Origin of the sequence: Kitasatospora sp. NPDC051170 (assembly GCF_044455705.1) — a bacterium.
Taxonomy (GTDB): domain Bacteria; phylum Actinomycetota; class Actinomycetes; order Streptomycetales; family Streptomycetaceae; genus Kitasatospora.
On sequence record NZ_JBITFA010000004.1, the window covers coordinates 535361 to 554944 of the forward strand.

18 protein-coding genes and 1 pseudogene are annotated in these 19584 nt (G+C 73.9%); 10 read left to right on the forward strand and 9 right to left on the reverse strand.

Annotated features, from left to right (window positions below; translation table 11 throughout):
- Positions 1–78: 78 nt before the first annotated feature.
- The 5 genes from ACIBCA_RS12650 to ACIBCA_RS12670 form a co-directional block, all read right to left on the reverse strand.
- A complete protein-coding gene (locus tag ACIBCA_RS12650; protein ID WP_396282840.1) occupies positions 79–846 on the reverse strand; it encodes a hypothetical protein in 768 nt (255 codons plus the stop codon).
- A 64-nt stretch (positions 847–910) separates the two neighbouring features.
- Positions 911–1513 carry a nucleoside triphosphate pyrophosphatase gene (locus tag ACIBCA_RS12655; RefSeq protein WP_396282841.1) on the reverse strand — a complete coding sequence of 201 codons (603 nt, stop codon included), beginning with the start codon at positions 1511–1513 and terminating at the stop codon, positions 911–913.
- A gap of 31 nt (positions 1514–1544) precedes the next feature.
- Complete coding sequence (gene mmpB / locus ACIBCA_RS12660) at positions 1545–1685, reverse strand: morphogenic membrane protein MmpB (RefSeq protein ID WP_396282842.1); 141 nt, start codon at positions 1683–1685, stop codon at positions 1545–1547.
- A 109-nt stretch (positions 1686–1794) separates the two neighbouring features.
- On the reverse strand, positions 1795–2016 hold the full coding sequence (locus ACIBCA_RS12665; RefSeq protein WP_396282843.1) for an acyl-CoA carboxylase subunit epsilon: 222 nt from the start codon (positions 2014–2016) through the stop codon (positions 1795–1797).
- Positions 2017–2040: 24 nt separating this feature from the next.
- Entirely contained in the window at positions 2041–3633 is a 1593-nt protein-coding gene (locus ACIBCA_RS12670) for an acyl-CoA carboxylase subunit beta (protein WP_396282844.1), read from the reverse strand.
- A gap of 226 nt (positions 3634–3859) precedes the next feature.
- Between ACIBCA_RS12670 and ACIBCA_RS12675 the strand changes: the two genes are divergently transcribed.
- The 4 genes and pseudogenes from ACIBCA_RS12675 (at position 3860) to hutH (ending at position 9739) form a co-directional block, all read left to right on the forward strand.
- Positions 3860–4753: a biotin--[acetyl-CoA-carboxylase] ligase gene (locus ACIBCA_RS12675; RefSeq protein ID WP_396282845.1), complete on the forward strand. Its 894-nt coding sequence runs from the start codon at positions 3860–3862 to the stop codon at positions 4751–4753.
- A 219-nt stretch (positions 4754–4972) separates the two neighbouring features.
- Entirely contained in the window at positions 4973–6097 is a 1125-nt protein-coding gene (locus tag ACIBCA_RS12680) for an adenylate/guanylate cyclase domain-containing protein (protein WP_396282846.1), read from the forward strand.
- Positions 6098–6260: 163 nt separating this feature from the next.
- Positions 6261–7496, forward strand: a pseudogene (locus ACIBCA_RS12685) (diguanylate cyclase domain-containing protein); the annotation flags it as partial.
- A gap of 665 nt (positions 7497–8161) precedes the next feature.
- Positions 8162–9739 (forward strand): histidine ammonia-lyase, encoded by a 1578-nt coding sequence (hutH, locus tag ACIBCA_RS12690; RefSeq protein ID WP_396282847.1) that lies wholly within the window; start codon positions 8162–8164, stop codon positions 9737–9739.
- A gap of 39 nt (positions 9740–9778) precedes the next feature.
- Here the strand turns inward: hutH and ACIBCA_RS12695 are convergent, their stop codons facing one another.
- A complete protein-coding gene (locus ACIBCA_RS12695; protein ID WP_396282848.1) occupies positions 9779–10201 on the reverse strand; it encodes a hypothetical protein in 423 nt (140 codons plus the stop codon).
- A 211-nt stretch (positions 10202–10412) separates the two neighbouring features.
- Here ACIBCA_RS12695 and ACIBCA_RS12700 point away from each other — a divergent pair, with 211 nt between their 5' ends.
- The 6 genes from ACIBCA_RS12700 (at position 10413) to hutI (ending at position 17308) form a co-directional block, all read left to right on the forward strand.
- The gene (locus ACIBCA_RS12700; protein ID WP_396282849.1) at positions 10413–11282 is read left to right on the forward strand and encodes a MurR/RpiR family transcriptional regulator; all 870 of its coding nucleotides are present in this window, start codon (positions 10413–10415) and stop codon (positions 11280–11282) included.
- Positions 11283–11339: 57 nt separating this feature from the next.
- The gene (locus tag ACIBCA_RS12705) at positions 11340–11687 is read left to right on the forward strand and encodes a hypothetical protein (protein ID WP_396282850.1); all 348 of its coding nucleotides are present in this window, start codon (positions 11340–11342) and stop codon (positions 11685–11687) included.
- A 185-nt stretch (positions 11688–11872) separates the two neighbouring features.
- Complete coding sequence (hutU, locus tag ACIBCA_RS12710; protein WP_396282948.1) at positions 11873–13528, forward strand: urocanate hydratase; 1656 nt, start codon at positions 11873–11875, stop codon at positions 13526–13528.
- A 17-nt stretch (positions 13529–13545) separates the two neighbouring features.
- Positions 13546–14727, forward strand: coding sequence for an allantoate amidohydrolase (locus ACIBCA_RS12715; protein ID WP_396282949.1), 1182 nt, complete (start codon positions 13546–13548; stop codon positions 14725–14727).
- An 8-nt stretch (positions 14728–14735) separates the two neighbouring features.
- Entirely contained in the window at positions 14736–16103 is a 1368-nt protein-coding gene (locus ACIBCA_RS12720) for a formimidoylglutamate deiminase (RefSeq protein ID WP_396282851.1), read from the forward strand.
- A gap of 29 nt (positions 16104–16132) precedes the next feature.
- The gene (gene hutI / locus ACIBCA_RS12725) at positions 16133–17308 is read left to right on the forward strand and encodes an imidazolonepropionase (RefSeq protein WP_396282852.1); all 1176 of its coding nucleotides are present in this window, start codon (positions 16133–16135) and stop codon (positions 17306–17308) included.
- Between the two features lie 82 nt (positions 17309–17390).
- Here hutI and ACIBCA_RS12730 read toward each other — a convergent pair whose 3' ends face one another.
- From ACIBCA_RS12730 to ACIBCA_RS12740, 3 genes are read right to left on the reverse strand one after another with little or no spacing between them, the layout of a single operon-like run.
- Entirely contained in the window at positions 17391–18209 is an 819-nt protein-coding gene (locus tag ACIBCA_RS12730; RefSeq protein WP_396282853.1) for a L,D-transpeptidase family protein, read from the reverse strand.
- A gap of 45 nt (positions 18210–18254) precedes the next feature.
- Positions 18255–18956 (reverse strand): hypothetical protein, encoded by a 702-nt coding sequence (locus tag ACIBCA_RS12735; RefSeq protein ID WP_396282854.1) that lies wholly within the window; start codon positions 18954–18956, stop codon positions 18255–18257.
- Positions 18957–19002: 46 nt separating this feature from the next.
- Positions 19003–19524, reverse strand: a complete 522-nt coding sequence (locus tag ACIBCA_RS12740; protein WP_396282855.1) for a SigE family RNA polymerase sigma factor — start codon at positions 19522–19524, stop codon at positions 19003–19005.
- Between the last annotated feature and the right edge of the window lie 60 nt (positions 19525–19584).

Below are 19584 nucleotides of genomic sequence, written 5' to 3' on the forward strand. Positions count from 1 at the left end.
ACAGCATGATCAACGGCGAGTGACCGTACGGGGGTACGGGCGGTCGGTGGCATCGGACACACTCTCGCGCGGCCCCCCTCAGGCGGCCGTCGTGGCGGACGTGGAGGCGGACGTGGAGGCGGCGGCGGGGGCGGACGGCCGGTGCAGCGCCTCGGTGGTGACGTCGGCGGCCAGTTCGACCATGTCCGGCCCGTACGCCTCCGGGTTGACCACCCGCAGGACCAGGGCGAAGGTGCCGTTCCGGCCGTACTTGCGGGCGAGCTCGCGGTGGTGGGCCACCAGGTAGCGCACGCCCGCCTGGTTGGCGACGCCGGTCTGTCCGCAGACGAGGAAGACCGGGCGGCCGCCGTCGGGCGTGGCGATCCGGGCGAGGAGCACGTGGGTGCGGTCGGACTCGACGACGTAGCTGTGCTCGCCCACCACCATCGCGTTCTCGCTGTGGTTCGGGCCCGAGGTGATCAGCACGCCCGGCAGGGCCCACGCCACGTGGGCGGCCATCCGCTCGTTGCTGACCGGACCGCCCAGGCACAGCTCGGTCTTGGCGCCCAGCCCCCGCTGCGCGGCGTCGTGGGCGACCAGTTCGGGGCGGGCCCCGCACTCCTCGACCAGCCCGGCCAGCCACATCAGCGCGTAGGCGTCCCGGCGGGTCACGGTGTTCGCGTGCGAGCCCGTCCCGATGCTGCGGTTGACCACGATCAGGCACTCGCTGCCGGCGGGCAGGCCGAAGAACCGGCGCACCCGCTCGACCCTGCGGCGCCGCCGCAGGGCCTGGGCGAGCCAGCCGAGCCCGGCGCTGATGGCACTGGCCACCAGGCCCAGCACCACGTTGAGCACGTTGTCGGCCATCGCCGCGTTCCTCCCCGGATCGAACGGGGGTCAGCTTAGAGGGCCGACTGCCCCGCGCGTCAGGTCAGTTGGTCCACAGATCCACAATGCGCACGTCGAGGTCGGCGAGCAGGCGGCGCAGCAGGGGCAGCGAGAGGCCGATGACGTTGCCCGGGTCGCCGTCGATGCCGTCGATGAACGGCGCCGAGCGGCCGTCCAGGGTGAACGCCCCGGCCACGTACAGGGGTTCGCCGGAGGCCACGTAGGCGGCGACCTCGGCGTCGTCCGGGGTGCCGAAGCGGACGGTGGTGGAGGCGGTGGCGGAGGACTGGCGGCCGGTCGCGGTGTCGATCACGCAGTGGCCGGTGCGCAGGACGCCCTCGCGCCCGCGCATCGCGCGCCAGCGGGCGACGGCCTCCTCGGCGTCGGCGGGCTTGCCGAGCGCCCGACCGTCCAGCTCCAGGACGGAGTCGCAGCCGATCACCAGCTCGCCGGAGTTCAGTTCGGCGGCGACGGCCTTCGCCTTGGCCTCGGCGAGGACGAGCGCCAGCTCGCCGGGGGTGGCGGCGCTGATCGCGTCCTCGTCGACGCCGCTGACCACCACGCGCGGGTCGAGCCCCGCCTGGCGCAGCAGCCCGAGGCGGGCGGGGGAGGCGGAGGCGAGGACGAGGGAGCGCTGGTCGGTCATGCCGACCAGCGTATCGGGGGCCCGCGCCCGTTCAGGCGAACCAGCGGGAGAGCAGGATCAGGACGGAGCCCACCAGCACGATGGCAGCCAGCACCCGGCCGGAGCGCTGCATCCGTTCCTGCATCCGCCGGGCCTCGGGTGAGGGCTCGTCGCGAGGGTCTGACCAGAGCACCCGTCCAGGGTGCGCCGCGCGGGGCGGCGGGCGCCTGAGTACGCGTACTCAGGTTGGGAACGCGTGTGGGGAGCCGCTTCCGGCTCCCCACACCTCGTCCGAGGGTTTTCTAGCGTGCCCAGCCCGAGGTGCGCCAGGCGTTGACGCCCGGGTGGATCGCGGGGCGGAGCAGGCGGGCGCGGTCGTTCCAGGGGGAGGCCGGGCCGACGCCGGCCAGGCGGGACGCCTCGGCGGCGGCCTGCGCGGCGGCGGCCCGGGCCTGGACCACCGCCAGGACGGTGGCCAGCTCCTCGGGGGTCGGCTGCCCGTGCAGCACGTGGATCGGGGCCATGGTTCGATTCTCTCCCGTACCGACCTACAGAGGGATGTTGCCGTGCTTCTTGGCGGGCAGCACCTCGCGCTTGCCGCGCAGCGCCCGCAGGCCCCGGACGATGTGGCGGCGGGTCTCGCTGGGCGCGATGACCGCGTCCACGTAGCCGCGCTCGGCCGCCAGGTACGGGTTGAGCAGGGTGTCCTCGTACTCGGCGACCAGCTCGGCCCGGCGGGCGTCGACGTCCAGGCCGGCCTCGGCGGCCTCGGCCAGCTCACGGCGGTAGACGATGTTGGCCGCGCCCTGCGCGCCCATGACGGCGATCTGCGCGGTCGGCCAGGCCAGGTTGAGGTCGGCGCCCAGGTGCTTGGAGCCCATGACGTCGTACGCGCCGCCGAACGCCTTGCGGGTGATCACGGTGATCAGCGGGACGGTGGCCTCGGCGTAGGCGTAGATCAGCTTGGCGCCGCGGCGGATGATGCCGTCCCACTCCTGCTCGGTGCCGGGCAGGAAGCCGGGCACGTCGACGAAGGTCAGCACCGGGATGTTGAAGGAGTCGCAGGTGCGGATGAAGCGGGCGGCCTTCTCGCTGGCGTTGATGTCCAGGCAGCCGGCGAGGTCCATGGGCTGGCTGCCGACGATGCCGACGGAGTGGCCCTCGACGCGGCCGAAGCCGGTGATGATGTTGCCGGCGAACAGCGGCTGGGTCTCCAGGAACTCGCCGTCGTCGACGATGTGCTCGATGACCTTGCGCATGTCGTACGGCTGGTTCGCCGAGTCCGGCACGATCGTGTCGAGTTCGAGGTCCTCGTCGGTGACCGCCAGGTCGGCCTGCTCGGGGTAGGACGGCGGGTCGGAGAGGTTGTTGGAGGGCAGGTACGAGAGCAGGCTCTTGACGTAGTCGATCGCCTCCTTCTCGTCCGCGGCCAGGTAGTGCGCGTTGCCGGACTTGGTGTTGTGGGTGCGAGCGCCGCCCAGCTCCTCCATGCCGACGTCCTCGCCGGTGACGGTCTTGATGACGTCCGGGCCGGTGATGAACATGTGCGAGGTCCGGTCGGCCATCACCACGAAGTCGGTGATCGCGGGGGAGTACACCGCGCCGCCGGCGCAGGGGCCCATGATCAGCGAGATCTGCGGGATGACGCCGGAGGCGTGCACGTTGCGGCGGAAGATCTCGCCGTACAGGCCGAGCGAGACCACGCCCTCCTGGATGCGGGCGCCGCCGGAGTCGTTGATGCCGATGACCGGGCAGCCGGTCTTCAGCGCGAAGTCCATGACCTTGACGATCTTCTCGCCGAAGACCTCGCCCAGCGAGCCGCCGAAGACGGTGAAGTCCTGGGCGAACACGGCGACCTGGCGGCCGTCGACGGTGCCGTAGCCCGTGACCACGCCGTCGCCGTACGGCCGGTTCCTCTCCTGGCCGAAGTTGGTCGAGCGGTGGCGCGCGAACTCGTCGAACTCGACGAAGGAGTCCTCGTCCAGCAGCTCCACGACCCGTTCCCGGGCCGTCAGCTTGCCCTTGGCGTGCTGCTTCTCGACGGCCTTGGCGGAGCCGGAGTGCACCGCCTCGTCGAGCCTGCGGCGCAGGTCGGCGAGCTTGCCGGCGGTGGTGTGGGGGTCGTACGGCGCCTCGGTCATTCCGGTGGCTCTCCCTGATCATCGGCCGCGACCTGTTCGAGTGCGCGCGGGCCGGATGCGGGGGCCCGCCGCGGGAGGGCAGGGCGGCGCTGCGAACTACCGTTGGGTAGCGTAAACGGCGGGTGGCGCCGGATGTAACGTCCGCCGGTTATGGCCAGCGACACAGTGTCATCGGCGTACGTTCTGGGGCACGATAGGTCGGCCTGGGGCATCTACTGTCATCCTCATGACCGCACCCGACACCCCCCGCCGCAGTGGACTGCGCGGCTTCGGCGCCGCCGGGCCGTCGCCCTGGACGGACCTGGACCGGCCCCCGCTGGACGGGGCGGCGCTGCGCCGCTCCCTGATCGTGCCCGGCGGGCTGTGGACCTCGCTGGACGTCCTCCCCGAGACCGGCTCCACCAACAGCGACCTCGCCGAGCGGGCCCGGGCCGGTGCCCCGCAGGGCGCGGTGCTGGTCGCCGAGGCGCAGAGCGCCGCGCGGGGGCGGCTGGACCGGCAGTGGACGGCCCCGGCCCGCTCGGGGCTCTTCCTCTCCTTCCTGCTGCGGCCGGAGGAGGTGCCCGTCGAGCGGTACGGCTGGCTGCCGATCCTCGTCGGCGTGGCCGCCGCCAGCACCCTCGGCCGGGTGGCCGGGGTCGAGGTGGGGCTGAAGTGGCCCAACGACCTCCAGGTGGAGATCGACGGCGCGGAGCGCAAGATCGGCGGGATCCTCACCGAACTGAGCGGCGGCGCCGTGGTCGTGGGCATGGGCCTCAACGTCTCGCTGCGCGCGGAGGAGCTGCCCGTCCCCACCGCCGCCTCGCTGGCGCTGGCCGGGGCCTCGACCACCGACCGGTCCGTCCTGCTGCGGGCGCTGCTGCGCGAGTTCGCCGGGCTGTACGGGGAGTGGACGGCCGCCGCCGGGGACCCGCACGCCAGCGACCTGATGCGCGCGTACGCCGACCGCTGCACCACGCTGGGCCGCCGGGTGAAGGTGCACCTTCCGGGCGGCGCGGAGCTGGACGGCGAGGCGGTGGCGGTCGACGGCGACGGCCGGCTCGTGGTGCGCGCGCAGGACGGCGCACGCCGGGCGGTCGGCGCCGGGGATGTCGTCCACGTGCGCCCCGAGCCCCGTTGAGCGGGTCGTAGGCGTCCGGTCCGGGGGCGTCGCCGCCCCCCTTACTCCCCCTTGACCCGGGCGGATGCCCCGGATGACGGGATTCCGTGCGAACATTCCACCTGGCAGCGGTGTGAGGCGCGCCACTGCTTGCAGGGGTGGTCAAACGCGCCCGGACAGGCAGCGCGCCCGGACAGGCAGGACACGAGGCGAGTGCGGCGACCGCACGGGGACGGACCGGTGGCAGAGGACGGCAGCAGCGGCACGGCGGCGGGCGACCACGACCAGACGGTCGCCCTCGAACTGGAGCGGCTGATCCTGGACGCGCCGCGCCGCTACACCCCGTACCAGGCCGCCCGTGCCGCCGATGTCCCGATGGAGCTGGCCACCCGCTTCTGGCGGGCCATGGGCTTTCCCGACATCGGCCAGTCCCGGGCGCTGACCGACGGCGACGTGATCGCCCTGCGGCGCCTGGCCGGGCTGGTCGAGTCCGGGCTGCTCAGCGAGTCGATGGCGATCCAGGTGGCCCGCTCCACCGGGCAGACCACCGCCCGGCTGGCGGGCTGGCAGATGGACACCTTCCTGGAGAACCTCACCCAGTCCGTCGAGCCCGGTCTGACCCGCGCCGAGGTCGCGTACCCGCTGGTCGAGCTGCTGCTGCCGGAGCTGGAGCAGTTCCTGGTGTACGTCTGGCGGCGCCAGCTGGCCGCCGTCACCGGCCGGGTGGTGCAGGCCGCCGAGGATCACGAGATCACCAGCGGACGGCTGGCGGTGGGCTTCGCCGACCTGGTCGGCTTCACCCGGCTGTCGCGTCGGCTGGAGGAGGAGGAGCTCGGTGAGCTGGTCGAGACCTTCGAGAACACCTGCTCCGACCTGATCGCCGGCCAGGGCGGCCGGGTGATCAAGACCCTCGGTGACGAGATCCTCTACGTCTCGGAGGACCCGGCGACCGCCGGCGAGATCGCGCTCAGCCTCATCGACGCGCTGGCCGAGGACGAGACCATCCCCGCGCTGCGGGTGGGCATGGCCTTCGGCACCGTGACCTCGCGGATGGGCGACGTCTTCGGCACCACCGTCAACCTGGCGAGCCGGCTGACCTCGATCGCGCCCAAGGACGCGGTGCTGATCGACGGGGAGTTCGCCGCCGCCCTGGAGCAGAGCGGCGCCGTCGCGCCCGCCGACTCGGAGGGGCCGGGCCTGGCGGAGGCGCTCTCCGCGGCGGCGGGGATGCCCGCCTCGGGGCTGCCGATGCCCGCGCCGGAACCCGGCCACCGCTTCCACCTGCAGCCGATGTGGCGGCGGCCGGTGCGGGGGCTCGGGCTGGTCGAACCGTGGCTGCTGTCGCGGCGGATGAAGGCGGAGTAGCCCGGGGCGGCGCGCGGCCGCGTAGCTCTTCCCTGGGGCAAACGGGACATAACCGAGCGAAATCGCCATAGTCTTGGTGCAAGCGGGCCGCACCGGCCCACGGGGGGTCTGGCAGGACCGAGCACACAGGGAGCGAGGCGAGCCGGTGAGCAGTGAGGCGATCATGACGGACCGCGGCTGCGACTGCGGTGGCCCGACGCGGCCCGAGTCGCTGCCCGACCTGCGGTTGCGGTCCGTGGTCGAGCTCGCCCAGGACATGGCCGGCGCGCTCACCCCGCTGGAGGCCGTGCGGGTCGCCGCCGCCCGGGCCACCGAGGCGCTCGGCGCCACCATGGCCGCCGTCTCCGTCTGGGACCGCGAGTCCGGACGGCTGCGGGTGCTGGTCAACCACGGCGACCTCGCGCCCGGGGAGCAGGAACTGCCCGAGGACGAGTCGTACCCCGTCGCCGACTTCCCCGAGATCGTCACCTACCTGGAAGAGCGCTGGACCACCGGGCGGCTGCCCCGCGCCTGGGTGCAGACCGCCCAGAGCGTCGAGCCGCACGCCGGGCACGCGCACCCGACCGCCGGCGCGTACTGCCAGGAGCGCGCCGCCGCGCTGCGCCGGCGCGGGCGGGGCTGCTGCGTGGTCGCGCCGATCGTGCTGCACGGGCAGGCGTGGGGCGAGCTCTACCTCGCCCGCGCGCTCGGCATGCCCGAGTTCACCGAGGCCGACGCCGACTACGCCACCCTGCTCGCCGCCCAGGTCTCCGCCGGGCTCGCCCAGACCGAACGCCTCGCCGACCTGCGCCGTCTCGCCTTCTCCGACCCGCTGACGGGCCTCGCCAACCGGCGGGCCGTCGACGAGCGGCTGGAGGGCGCGCTCGCCGCGCACAACCGCGACGGCGCCGTGGTCTCCCTGGTCGTCTGCGACGTCAACGGGCTCAAGCGGGTCAACGACCAGCTCGGCCACGAGATGGGCGACCGGCTGCTCGAACGCTTCGGCCACCAGCTCTCGCTGGCCGCCGCCAAGCTCCCCGGCAGCCTCGCCGCCCGGCTCGGCGGCGACGAGTTCTGCCTGCTCGTGGAGGGGCAGAAGGCGGACGAGGTGGTCGCCGTCGCCGAGGAGCTGTGCGCGCGGGCGCTGGCCCTGTCCGAGGGGGAGGGCGTCGCCTGCGGGGTCGCCTCCACCGGGGACTCCATCGGGCCCGTCACCACCGCCGACCGGCTCTTCCGGCTCGCCGACGCCGCCCAGTACCGGGCCAAGGCCGCCCGCGCCGCCCACCCCGTCGTCGCCGGGCGCAGCCACGGCCCCGGCTTCTCGCCCGACCCCACCGTGCTGCTCGCCGACGCCGCCGACCCGCACCGGCGCGCGGACGGGCGCCGCGGCCCCACCGGCCGCGCCGGGTCCGGCGACCGGCGGCGCTTCCGCGGCGCCGCCCACAGCGCCGACCCGGGGCAGCTGCTCACCGCCGTCCTCGCCTCCCTCGACCAGGCGGCCGGCGCCCGGTCCGTCCACCCGGCCGACAGCCTCGGCAAGCTGGTCGTCGTCGCCGAGACCTCCGCGCGGCTGCTGGACGCGGTCGGCTGGTGGGTCTCGTACGTGCCGCCGGGCTCGCAGCTGATGCGCACCGCCCAGCACGCCGTCTACCGGATGACCAGCGGGCCCAGCAGCAGGCGGGCCGAGACGCAGCGCGCCCAGATCGAGGCCCCGGACGCCGTCTTCGACCTGCGGCACTACCCGATGACGCGGCGGGCCGTGCGCGGCGGCGCCTTCGCGCTGCGCGCGGGCGCGGCGGGCAACGACCCGGCGGAGGAGGCGATGCTGGTCGTCTCCGGGTACCGGGGGATGGTCGCCGCCGGCGGGCAGAACGCGGCGGGCGGCTGGCTGGTCGAGCTCTTCGCGGACGACGCCACCCTGCCGCTGGGCCAGGCGGCCTGCGCGATGCGGACGCTGGTCGCGGTGGCCCTGGCCGGCCCGGCCTCGCCTCCCGGGCTCTGACGGCCCGCCGCCACTGTGGGAATCCGGATGGCGGGCACCTGTTGTCATATCTTCATTCACCTGATGTGATGATGCATATGGATATGCACAGTGCTGTGGCCCCCGACGCTCCGCTGGTCCTGGTCGGCAAGGCCGACGTCAGCGCGGAGGACGTGCTCGCCGTCGCCCGGGGCAACGCCCGGGTCGAGATCGGCCCCGACGCGCTCGCCGAGATGGCGGCCGCCCGCGCGCGGATCGACGCCCTCGCGGCCGAACCGCGCCCCGTCTACGGCGTGTCCACCGGCTTCGGTGCGCTCGCCGTCCGCCACATCAGCCCCGAGCTGCGCGCCCAGCTCCAGCGCTCGCTGGTGCGCTCGCACGCGGCCGGGATGGGCCCGGCCGTCGAGCGCGAGGTCGTCCGCGCGCTGGTGTTCCTGCGGATGAAGACCCTCGCCTCCGGCCGCACCGGCGTACGGCCGCTGGTCGCGCAGACCATGGCCGCCGTGCTCAACGCCGGCATCACCCCCGTGGTGCGGGAGTTCGGCTCCCTCGGCTGCTCCGGCGACCTCGCGCCGCTGTCGCACTGCGCCCTGGTGCTGATGGGCGAGGGCGTGGCCACCGGCCCCGACGGCGTGGAGAAGCCCGCCGCCGAACTGCTCGCCGCCGCCGGCATCGAGCCGGTCGAGCTGCTGGAGAAGGAGGGCCTGGCCCTCATCAACGGCACCGACGGCATGCTCGGCATGCTGGTGATGGCCATCGCCGACCTGGCCCGCCTGTTCACCACCGCCGACATCACCGCCGCCATGACCCTGGAGGCGCTGCTCGGCACCGACAAGGTGCTCGCCCCCGAGCTCCACGCCCCGATCCGCCCGCACCCCGGCCAGGCGCTCAGCGCCGCCAACATGCTGGCCGTGCTCAAGGGCTCCGGCCTCACCGGCCACCACCAGGACGACGCCCCGCGCGTCCAGGACGCCTACTCCATCCGCTGCGCCCCGCAGGTCGCCGGCGCGGGCCGCGACACCCTCGCCCACGCCCGGCTGGTCGCCTCCCGCGAGCTGGCCGCCTCCGTGGACAACCCGGTGGTGCTCCCCGACGGCCGGGTGGAGTCCAACGGCAACTTCCACGGCGCCCCGGTCGCGTACGTGCTGGACTTCCTCGCCATCGCCGCCGCCGACCTCGGCTCGATCTCCGAGCGGCGCACCGACCGGCTGCTCGACAAGGCCCGCTCGCACGGCCTGCCGGCCTTCCTGGCCGACGACCCGGGCGTGGACTCCGGCCTGATGATCGCCCAGTACACCCAGGCGGCGCTGGTCAGCGAGAACAAGCGGCTCGCCGTCCCGGCCTCGGTGGACTCGATCCCCTCCTCCGCGATGCAGGAGGACCACGTGTCGATGGGCTGGTCGGCGGCCCGCAAGCTGCGCCAGGCCGTGGACAACCTCTGCCGGATCCTCGCCGTCGAGCTCACCGCCTCCGCCCGCGCGCTGGAGATCCGTCAGCAGGCGGACGCGGCCGGCGGGGTCGCCCCGGCCACGGCGGCCGCGATGGCCGCCGCCCGCGAGGCGGGGGTCGGCGGCGCCGGCCGCGACCGCTTCCTCTCGCCGGACCTGGAGGCCGCCGCCGCGCTGGTCGCCTCGGGCGAGCTGGTGCGCGCCGTCGAGAAGGTCACCGGCCCGCTGGCCTGAGACCGCTGAGCGGTGGGACGGCTGGGTTCGGGCGGTGGCTCAGTCCCAGTCGTCCCGCGAGCGGCGCTCCTCGCGGCGGTTGCCGAAGGCGGCGGCGAAGTTGATCCCGACGATGCCGGCCCAGCAGACCAGCAGGCCCTCGAAGCCGCCGCCGGTGGGGTTGCTCGCGATGGCCGTCAGCGGGATGCCGAACATCATCGAGGCGATCGCCAGCCGGGTGCCGGGGCGGCCCTGGCCCCAGCCGCGGCGGCGCGAACGGTCGTGGTGGTGGCCGTGGTGGCGGGACGGCCCGTAGTCGTCCATCCGGTCGGCGACGGCGTTCTCGACCCGGGCGTCCAGACGGGAGTCGAGGCGCTTCATGAAGGAGTCGACCAGCTCGTCCTCGTACTCCTTGCCCAGCTCCTTGCGGGCCTGCAGGGTGGCGTTGAGGTCGCGGCGAAGTTCGTCCTGACGGGTGTCCATGGCACCAGCCTGGGGCCGAGGTTGGGCTCGGTCCACCCCTTCGTGGGGGGAATCCGGGCGGGATCAGGGTGAAATCAGGGTCACCCCGAGACGCCGCCGCCCCTTCGGGACGTCTCACCGGCCGTCCCGTCGTACGAGACGTTTTTGCCAGGGAAGGCGTGCTGCTGCACAGTCGTCGTCCAACCCGCACGCATCCGGAGGTACCGCGCTGATGACCGCCACCGACGAGGCCGGCACCGTCGGGCCCTCCGCCCGCCTGCTCCAGCTCTTCGAGGGCCACCGGCTGACCCCCACCCAGCGCCGGATCGCGCACTCGCTCGTCCGGCACGCCACCGAGGCGCCGTTCCTGTCGAGCGTCGAGGTCGCCGAACTCGCCGGGGTCAGCCAACCCTCCGTCACCCGCTTCGCCGTCGCGCTCGGCTACGACGGCTACCCGGCGCTGCGCCGGCAGCTGCGCGAACTCGGCGTGGGAGAGCAGGCCGCGCCCGAGACCCCGGACGACACGATGCGCAACGAGCACCAGCAGGCCGTGCTCGCCGAGATCGAGCACCTGCGCCACCTCGCCGAACTCCTCGCCGACCCCGAGCCGATCATCCGCGCCGCCCGGCTGCTCGCCGCCTCCCGCCCGCTGCCCGTCCTCGGGCTGCGCGCCGCCTCGGCGCAGGCGCGCGGCTTCGCGTACTTCGCCGCCAAGGTGCACCCGGACGTACGGCTGCTCGACGAGGGCGGCAGCATGCTCGCCGACCGGCTGGAACAGGCCACCGCGGCGGGCGCGACGGCGCTGCTCTGCTTCGCGCTGCCGCGCTACCCGCGGGAGCTGATGGACGCGCTGGCGGTGGCCCGGGACTGCGGGCTGACGGTGCTCACCGTCGCCGACAGCGCCTTCGCGCCCGTCGCCAAGATGTCCGACCTGATGCTGCCGGCGGCGGTCGGCACCGGGCTGGTCTTCGACACCGCCTGCGCGCCGATGATGCTCGGTCGGGTTCTGCTGCAGACCATGTGCGACGAACTCCCGGGCGCGGAGGCCCGGTTGGAGGCGATCGAGCAGGCGGCGGCGGCGCGGGGATTGTTCCTGGAGTAGGGGCCGGGGAGTATTCGGTATCAACCCGGGCATCCCCTACAGCAGGGGGTGCCGCCCATGCGCGTGATCCATGAGATGAAGTTCGTCGCCCGCCTGGCCTCGGGTGTCGACGAATGGTCCTGCCCCACCTGCGGCCGCCGCGTCACCCTGCGGCGGCTGCCCGAACCCGAACTGACCGTCCTCGACCCGGGCGACGACTCCGCCGTCCACGTCGGCGTCATCGAACCCGCCGCCGGAGCCGACGCCGGCCCAGCCGCCGGGACCGCCTCGGCCACCGCCGAGAAGTACGGCCTGGGCCCCGTCCAGAACGTCCCCCGCCCACCGTCCCCGCCCGCCCCCAACACGGCCGACCGCCGCTGGCTCGCCGAGATCGGCATCGACTGGGACGGCGACGCCGCGGCGTGACGCGGCCTGCCCCGAAACGCCCGTCCGGCCCGTCCGGGCGGGCGTTTCGGCGTGCCCGGAGGCGGGTTCCGGCCATCGCTGATCGGATGGGTCCAGGTCTGGCCGAAGGCCGGATGTTTGGATATATTCAGCCGAACCAAGTCTGAATGATTTCATCCGCAGGAGGCCGGGACATGGTGCAGCAGGTGAGTGGGCCGCGCGAGGTGCGGGCGGCGCGAGGGACGGGGCTGTCGACGCAGGGGTGGCAGCAGGAGGCGGCCCTGCGGATGCTCATGAACAACCTCGACCCCGAGGTGGCCGAGCACCCGTCGAAGCTGGTCGTCTACGGCGGCACCGGCAAGGCGGCGCGGGACTGGCGCTCCTTCGACGCCATGGTGAAGACGCTGCAGGGCCTCAAGCAGGACGAGACCATGCTCGTCCAGTCCGGCCGCCCGGTCGGCGTGATGCAGACCCACGAGTGGGCGCCGCGCGTGCTCATCGCCAACTCCAACCTGGTCGGCGACTGGGCCAACTGGGAGGAGTTCCGCCGCCTGGAGAGCCTCGGGCTCACCATGTACGGCCAGATGACCGCCGGCTCCTGGATCTACATCGGCACCCAGGGCATCCTCCAGGGCACGTACGAGACCTTCGCGGCCGTCGCCAACAAGCGGTTCGACGGCACGCTGGAGGGCACCATCACCCTCACCGCGGGCCTCGGCGGCATGGGCGGCGCCCAGCCGCTGGCCGTCACCATGAACGGCGGCGTGGCGATCTGTATCGACTGCGACCCGTCCCGCATCTCCCGCCGCATCGAGCACCGGTACCTGGACGTCGAGGCCAAGGACCTCTCCCACGCGCTGGAGCTCGCCACCGCCGCCCGCGACAAGAAGCAGCCGCTCTCCATCGGCCTGCTGGGCAACGCCGCCGAACTGTTCCCGCAGCTGCTCGCGATGGACGCCCCGATCGACATCGTCACCGACCAGACCAGCGCCCACGACCCGCTGAGCTACCTGCCCGTCGGCGTCGAGTTCGACGACATGGCGGACTACGCGGCCGCCAAGCCCGCCGAGTTCACCGAGCGCTCCCGCGAGTCCATGGCCCGCCACGTCGAGGCGATGGTCGGCTTCATGGACCGCGGCGCCGAGGTCTTCGACTACGGCAACTCCATTCGCGGCGAGGCCCAACTGGCCGGATACGACCGCGCGTTCGCCTTCCCCGGCTTCGTCCCGGCGTACATCCGCCCGCTGTTCTGCGAGGGCAAGGGCCCGTTCCGCTGGGCGGCCCTGTCCGGCGACCCGCAGGACATCGCCAAGACCGACAAGGCCGTCCTCGACCTCTTCCCGGAGAACGAGTCGCTGCACCGCTGGATCAAGATGGCCCAGGAGAAGGTGCACTTCCAGGGCCTGCCCGCGCGCATCTGCTGGCTCGGCTACGGCGAGCGCGACAAGGCCGGCGAGCGCTTCAACGACATGGTCGCCTCCGGCGAGCTGTCCGCCCCGATCGTCATCGGCCGCGACCACCTGGACTGCGGCTCGGTCGCCTCCCCGTACCGCGAGACCGAGGCGATGCTCGACGGCTCCGACGCCATCGCCGACTGGCCGCTGCTCAACGCCATGGTCAACGTGGCCTCCGGCGCCTCCTGGGTCTCCATCCACCACGGCGGCGGCGTCGGCATCGGCCGCTCGATCCACGCCGGCCAGGTCACCGTGGCCGACGGTACGGCGCTCGCGGGCGAGAAGATCCGCCGCGTCCTCACCAACGACCCCGGCATGGGCGTCATCCGGCACGTGGACGCCGGCTACGACCGGGCCGTTGAGGTCGCCGACGAGCGTGGGGTGCGCGTCCCGATGGGCGAGCTGTGACGGCCTCGTTCAACGAGATGTGGGCGGAGCTGCTCCCCGTGGGCCGCTCCGCCTCCTCCGGCGGCTACCGCCGCTTCGCCTGGAACTCCGCCGACGCCGAGTGCCGCGCCTGGTTCGAGCAGCAGGCCCGCAGCCGCGGCCTCACGTACGAGCTCGACCGCAACGGCAACCAGTGGGCCTGGCTGGGCGACCCGAAGGGCGAGGGCGCGATCGTCACCGGCTCGCACCTGGACTCCGTCCCCGACGGCGGCGCCTTCGACGGCCCGCTCGGCGTGGTCTCCTCCTTCGCCGCCCTGGACGAACTCCGGGGCAGGGGAGCCGAGTTCGACAAGCCCCTGGCGATCGTCAACTTCGGCGACGAGGAGGGCGCCCGCTTCGGCGTGGCCTGCATCGGCTCCCGCCTCACCTCCGGCGTCCTCGGCCGCGAGGCCGCGTACGAGCTGCGCGACGCGGACGGCCTGCGGCTGCCCGACGCCATGGAGAAGGCCGGCTACGACCCGACCGCCCTCGGCGCGGACGAGGAGCGCCTCTCCCGGATCGGCGCCTTCGTCGAACTCCACGTCGAACAGGGCCGCTACCTCACCGAGGGGCAGCCCGTCGGCGTCGCCAGCGCGATCTGGCCGCACGGCCGCTGGCGGTTCGACTTCCACGGCGAGGCCAACCACGCCGGCACCACCCGGATCGAGGACCGCCGCGACCCGATGCTGACCTTCGCCAACACGGTGCTCGCCGCCCGCAAGAAGGCCAGGCTCGCGGGCGCGCTCGCCACCTTCGGCAAGGTCGCCGTCGAGCCCAACGGCACCAACGCCATCGCCTCCCTGGTGCGCGGCTGGCTGGACTCCCGGGCCGCCGACGAGGCCACCCTCACTTCGCTGGTCACCGAGATCGAGCAGGCCGCCGCCGAGCGCGGCGGGCGCGACGGCGTCCGCGTCGAGCTGACCCGCGAGTCCTACACCCCGGTGGTGGACTTCGACGGCCCGCTGCGCGACCGCCTCGCCAAGCTGCTCGACGCCCCGGTGCTGCCCACCGGCGCGGGACACGACGCGGGCATCCTGGCCTCGGTCATCCCGACCGCCATGCTGTTCGTGCGCAACCCCACCGGCGTCTCCCACTCCCCGGCCGAACACGCCGAGGAGGCCGACTGCCTCGCCGGGGTCACCGCCCTCGCCGACGTACTGGAGGACCTGGCGTGCCACTGACTCCGCTCGTGACCTCGCACGTGACCTCGCACGTGACCTACTGGGCCGAGTACGCCTGGCTGCCGGGGGCCAACGGCCCGGCCGTCGAGCGGGACGTCCTGATCGCCACCGGCCCCGGCGGCCGGATCGTCAGTGTCACCGCCGACTCCGGGCCGTGTCCGTCCGGGGCCGTCCGACTGGGCGGGCTGGCGCTGCCCGGCCAGGCCAACGCCCACTCCCACGCCTTCCACCGGGCGCTGCGCGGGCACGTCCAGGTCGGGTCCGGCACGTTCTGGACGTGGCGGGACACCATGTACCGCTTCGCCGGCACGCTCGATCCGGACTCGTACCTGGAGCTGGCCACTGCGGTGTATGCGGAGATGGCGCTCGCCGGGATCACGGCGGTGGGGGAGTTCCACTACCTGCACCACGCGCCGGGTGGGGTTCGGTACACCGATCCCAACGCGATGGGCGAGGCGCTGATCGAGGCCGCCGCCCGGGCCGGGATCCGGATCACGCTGCTGGACACCTGCTACCTGTCGTCCGGGTTCGGCGCGGAGCCGACCAGGCCGCAGCTGCGGTTCAGCGACGGGGACGCGGAGGCGTGGGCCGTACGGGCGGACGCGCTCAAGCCGCGCGAGCACGCGCGGATCGGGGCCGCCATCCACTCCGTGCGGGCGGTTCCGGCGGAGCAGCTGGGCACCATCGCGGAGTGGGCGGACGAGCGGCAGGCGCCGCTGCACGTCCACCTGTCGGAGCAGACGGCCGAGAACGACGCCTGCCTCGCGGCGCACGGCGTCACCCCGACCCGGCTGCTCGCCGACCACGGGGCGCTCGGGCCGCGTACGTCGGCCGTGCACGCGACGCACCTCACGGAGGAGGACGTGCGGCTGCTGGCCGACACGTCCACGACGATCTGCATGTGCCCGACGACGGAGCGGGACCTCGCGGACGGCATCGGCCCGGCGCGGGCGCTCGCCTCGGCGGGGTGCCCGATCTCGCTGGGCAGCGACAGCCACGCGGTGATCGACCCGTGGGAGGAGGCGCGTGCCCTGGAGCTGGACGAGCGGCTGCGCACCCGGACGCGGGGCCACTGGACGGCCAACGCGCTGCTGCGGGCCGGCGGCGAGGACGGGCACGCCTCGATCGGCTGGCCGGAGGCCGGGCGGATCGAGGCGGGGGCGCTCGCGGACTTCACGGTGATCGCGCTGGATACGGTTCGTACGGCGGGGCCGCCGGCGCGGCTCGGCGCGGAGATCGCCGTCTTCGCGGCCTCGGCGGCGGACGTGCGGCACGTGGTGGTCGGCGGGCGGCAGGTCGTCCGGGACGGGCGGCACCTGCTGGTGGCCGACGTACCGGGGGCGCTGCGGGCCTCGATCGGCGCGCTGAGCGGCTGAACTTTCAACTCACCTAGGAAGGCGCTGTCTTGAGCACCAAGACCACCGTGATCACCGGCATCGGCAGCCTGGTCACCAACGATCCCGGGCTCGGTACCGGGCCGCTCGGCCTGCTGGCCGACGCGGCCGTGGTGGTCGAGGGCGACCGCGTCGCCTGGGTCGGCCCGGCTGCGCAGGCCCCGTCGGCGGACGAGCGGTTCGACGCCGAGGGGCGGGCGCTGCTGCCCGGGTTCGTGGACTCGCATGCGCACCTGGTGTTCGCGGGTGACCGTACGGCGGAGTTCAACGCCCGGATGTCGGGGCAGGCGTACACGGCGGGCGGGATCCGGACGACGGTGGCGGCCACCCGGGCCGCGTCGGATGCCGAACTCGACGCCAACCTGGCGCGGTTCGTGCGGGAGGCGCTGCGGCAGGGGACGACCACGATCGAGTGCAAGTCCGGCTACGGGCTGACGGTCGAGGACGAGGCCCGGGCTCTGCGCATCGCCGCGCAGCACACCCCGGAGACGACGTACCTGGGCGCGCATGTCGTCGCTCCCGAGTACGCCGAGGACCCGGCGGGCTACGTGGACCTGGTGACCGGCGAGATGCTCGACGCCTGCGCTCCGCACGCCCGTTGGGTGGACGTGTTCTGCGAGAAGGGCGCCTTCGACGGGGACCAGGCGCGGGCCGTCCTGACGGCGGGCATCGAGCGCGGCCTCACGCCGCGAGTGCACGCCAACCAGCTCACGTACGGCCCCGGCGTGCAACTCGCCGTCGAACTGGGCGCGGCCTCGGCGGACCACTGCACCCACCTGACGGACGAGGACGTGGCTGCCCTCGCCGGCTCGGGCACCGTCGCCACCCTGCTCCCCGGTGCGGAGTTCTCCACCCGAGCCGAGTACCCGAGCGGCCGTCGCCTGCTCGACGCGGGTGCCGTGGTGGCGCTGTCCACCGACTGCAACCCCGGCTCCAGCTTCACGAGCTCCATGGCCTTCTGCATCGCGGTGGCCGTACGGGAAATGGGCATGACCCCCGACGAGGCGGTGTGGGCCGCGACGGCAGGCGGCGCCCACGCCCTCCGCCGCACCGACGTCGGGAGCATCACGGTCGGCGCCCGCGCCGACCTGCTCCTGCTCGACGCCCCCTCCCACGTCCACCTGGCCTACCGCCCCGGCGTCCCGCTCACGGCCGCCGTCTGGCGCGCGGGAGTCCGCGAGCTCTGACCCCCCCAGGCCAACGTCGCCCCGTCGAGCCGCTGCTCGACGGGGCGACATGCTCCGGCGGTCCCGCACGGCCGTCCGGCGGCTACGCCGCGAGCGATGCGGCGTCGCCCATCACGATCACCGGGTGCCGGGCCGGGTCGAGGGTGTGCAGCAGCTCCTTCATATGGTCGGCGCTGAGGCTGACGCAGGCGTGGGTCGGGCCGCCGTGGTCCACGTGGACCCAGATGCCGCCACCCCGGTCGGTGCCCATCGGCTTGGTCCGGTCGAGCGGGGAGGTCCCGGGGACGCGGTTGTAGTTGATCGCGACCACGTAGTCGAAGGAGCCGGCCAGTGGTTCGCCGTTGAATCCCTGCCCGCTGACGGTGAAGCCGTTCGAGTGGTTGTAGGGCAGCAGACTCCCGGGGGTGGGCAGTCGGCCGCCCGCGTCGGTGAGGCCGAAGACGCCGATGGGGGAGCGGTAGTCGTTCAGGCGGTGGTCGGCGGTCCAGCCGTCGTGGCCGTTGTGGGCGGCCCAGATCGACCCGGGCTGCCAGCCCGCCGCCGAGCGCTGGTAGAGGACGGCGGTGGCGGTCGAGGAGTCCCGTCCCGAGCCGGTGACCAGAAGCACCTGCCCACTGTCCGCCGGTATCGCGGCGAGGAGGTGCGGCCCGAGGCCGACGAGCTGGCCCGGGGCGGGGGCGGCCGTCGTGGCGGGGATAGTGGCGGCGGGGGTGGGCACCGCCTGGTCCGCCGCCGGCATCGGGCGGGCGGCCCGGGTGACGTCGGTGGCCGGGGACGGGGCGGCGGTCCGTCCGGCCGGATTCCCCAGCCGGACGCTGTGGGCCCCGAGCTGGCCGCACCCGGTGAGCGCGGTCAGGGCCAGGAGGATCGCACCTGCCGTGAGACGGCGTGCAGAGGACATGCTTCAGCCCTTTCGGAGCCGGAGAAGGTGTCGGAGTGGCCGGGCTCAGCCCGGGAAGTGGCCGAGGCTGATCGATGCCGCGATGCCCCTGGCCTGGGCGAGCGTCGACTCAGCGGTGCCGTTCAGGCAGACGGACAGCACGAACCGCGTCTCCGGGCCCGCCTGCCCGGTCGGGATGCTGCCCGCCAGTTCACGGGTGCCGCCGACCCCTCGGCAGGCGGGTGACGGAGCTGTCTCGGTGAGCTTCAGGGCGTCGGCTGCGGGGATCTGCTCGGACTCCGGCAGGGTCTGGAAGACGACCAGCCCCCCGCCCGGCCGCAGGTGGTTGAGCAGTGGGCAGTACGGGGCCTTGAAGTCCGTCGGCTTCGGGCAGGCCGACTCGCCCGTCGGCAGCGGTTCGGTGGTGGCGAAGGCGACCGGCTCCGCCGTCCCGATCGCCGACCCGGCGGAGTCGTGCCACCCGGGCGGCAGCCGGTACTCCAGCCCGGCGACCGCCGGGACCTGGATCTCCGTCCACGGGGTCGGGTTGCCCGCGGCGGGGGCGAGCGCGGCCGGCGGCGGCGCGAGCGCCGGGGTACCGGACGAGGTGGCCAGCACGAACGCCGTCACCGCGGCAGCGGCGGCCGACCCGACGGTGGTGGCGGCGGCCCGTCGCCGCCGTCGCCGCACCACGCGCTGCCGGAGCTGGCGCATCCGCTGCTCGGGAGCGGGCAGCCGGGGCACCGTCAGCTCCAGGAACAGCCGCATGGCCGCCTCCTCGCCGCCCGGGGTCCGGTCCGGATCGGGTCGCTGGTCAGCTCCGTACACGCCGCTCACCGCCCCAGGCCTGTTCGTCCACCGGCAGCCGGCTCTGCAGTGTGCGCAGCGCCCGGGACGCCTGGCTCTTCACCGTGCCGGTGCTGCAGCCGAGCGTCATGGCGACCTCCTCCACACTCAGGTCCTCGAAGTACCGCAGCACCACCACGGCTCGCTGCCGCGCGGGCAGCCGCCGCACCGCCGCCGCCAGCGACTGCTCCAGGTCGACCGCCGCGAACGGGTCCCCGCCCGCCGCGCGCTCCGGCAGCTCGCCGTGCGGCAGCTCGCCCCGCCAGCGGCGGCGCCACCACGAGGCGTGCGTGTTCACCAGCGCCTTCCGGACGTACGCCTCCGGATGGTTGTCCGCCAGCCGGTGCCACTTCGGCCACACCTTGGCGAGGACGGTCTGCAGCAGGTCCTCCGCCAGGTGCCGGTCGCCGGTCAGCAGCCAGGCCACCCGGATCAGACGAGGCCCGCACCCGACCACGAACTCCTCGAAATCCGGAGCCGGGTCCGTCACCGTCGTGTCCTTGCCATCGTGTTCCTGTTCCTGTCGTGTCTCCCACATCCGGTGGAACCA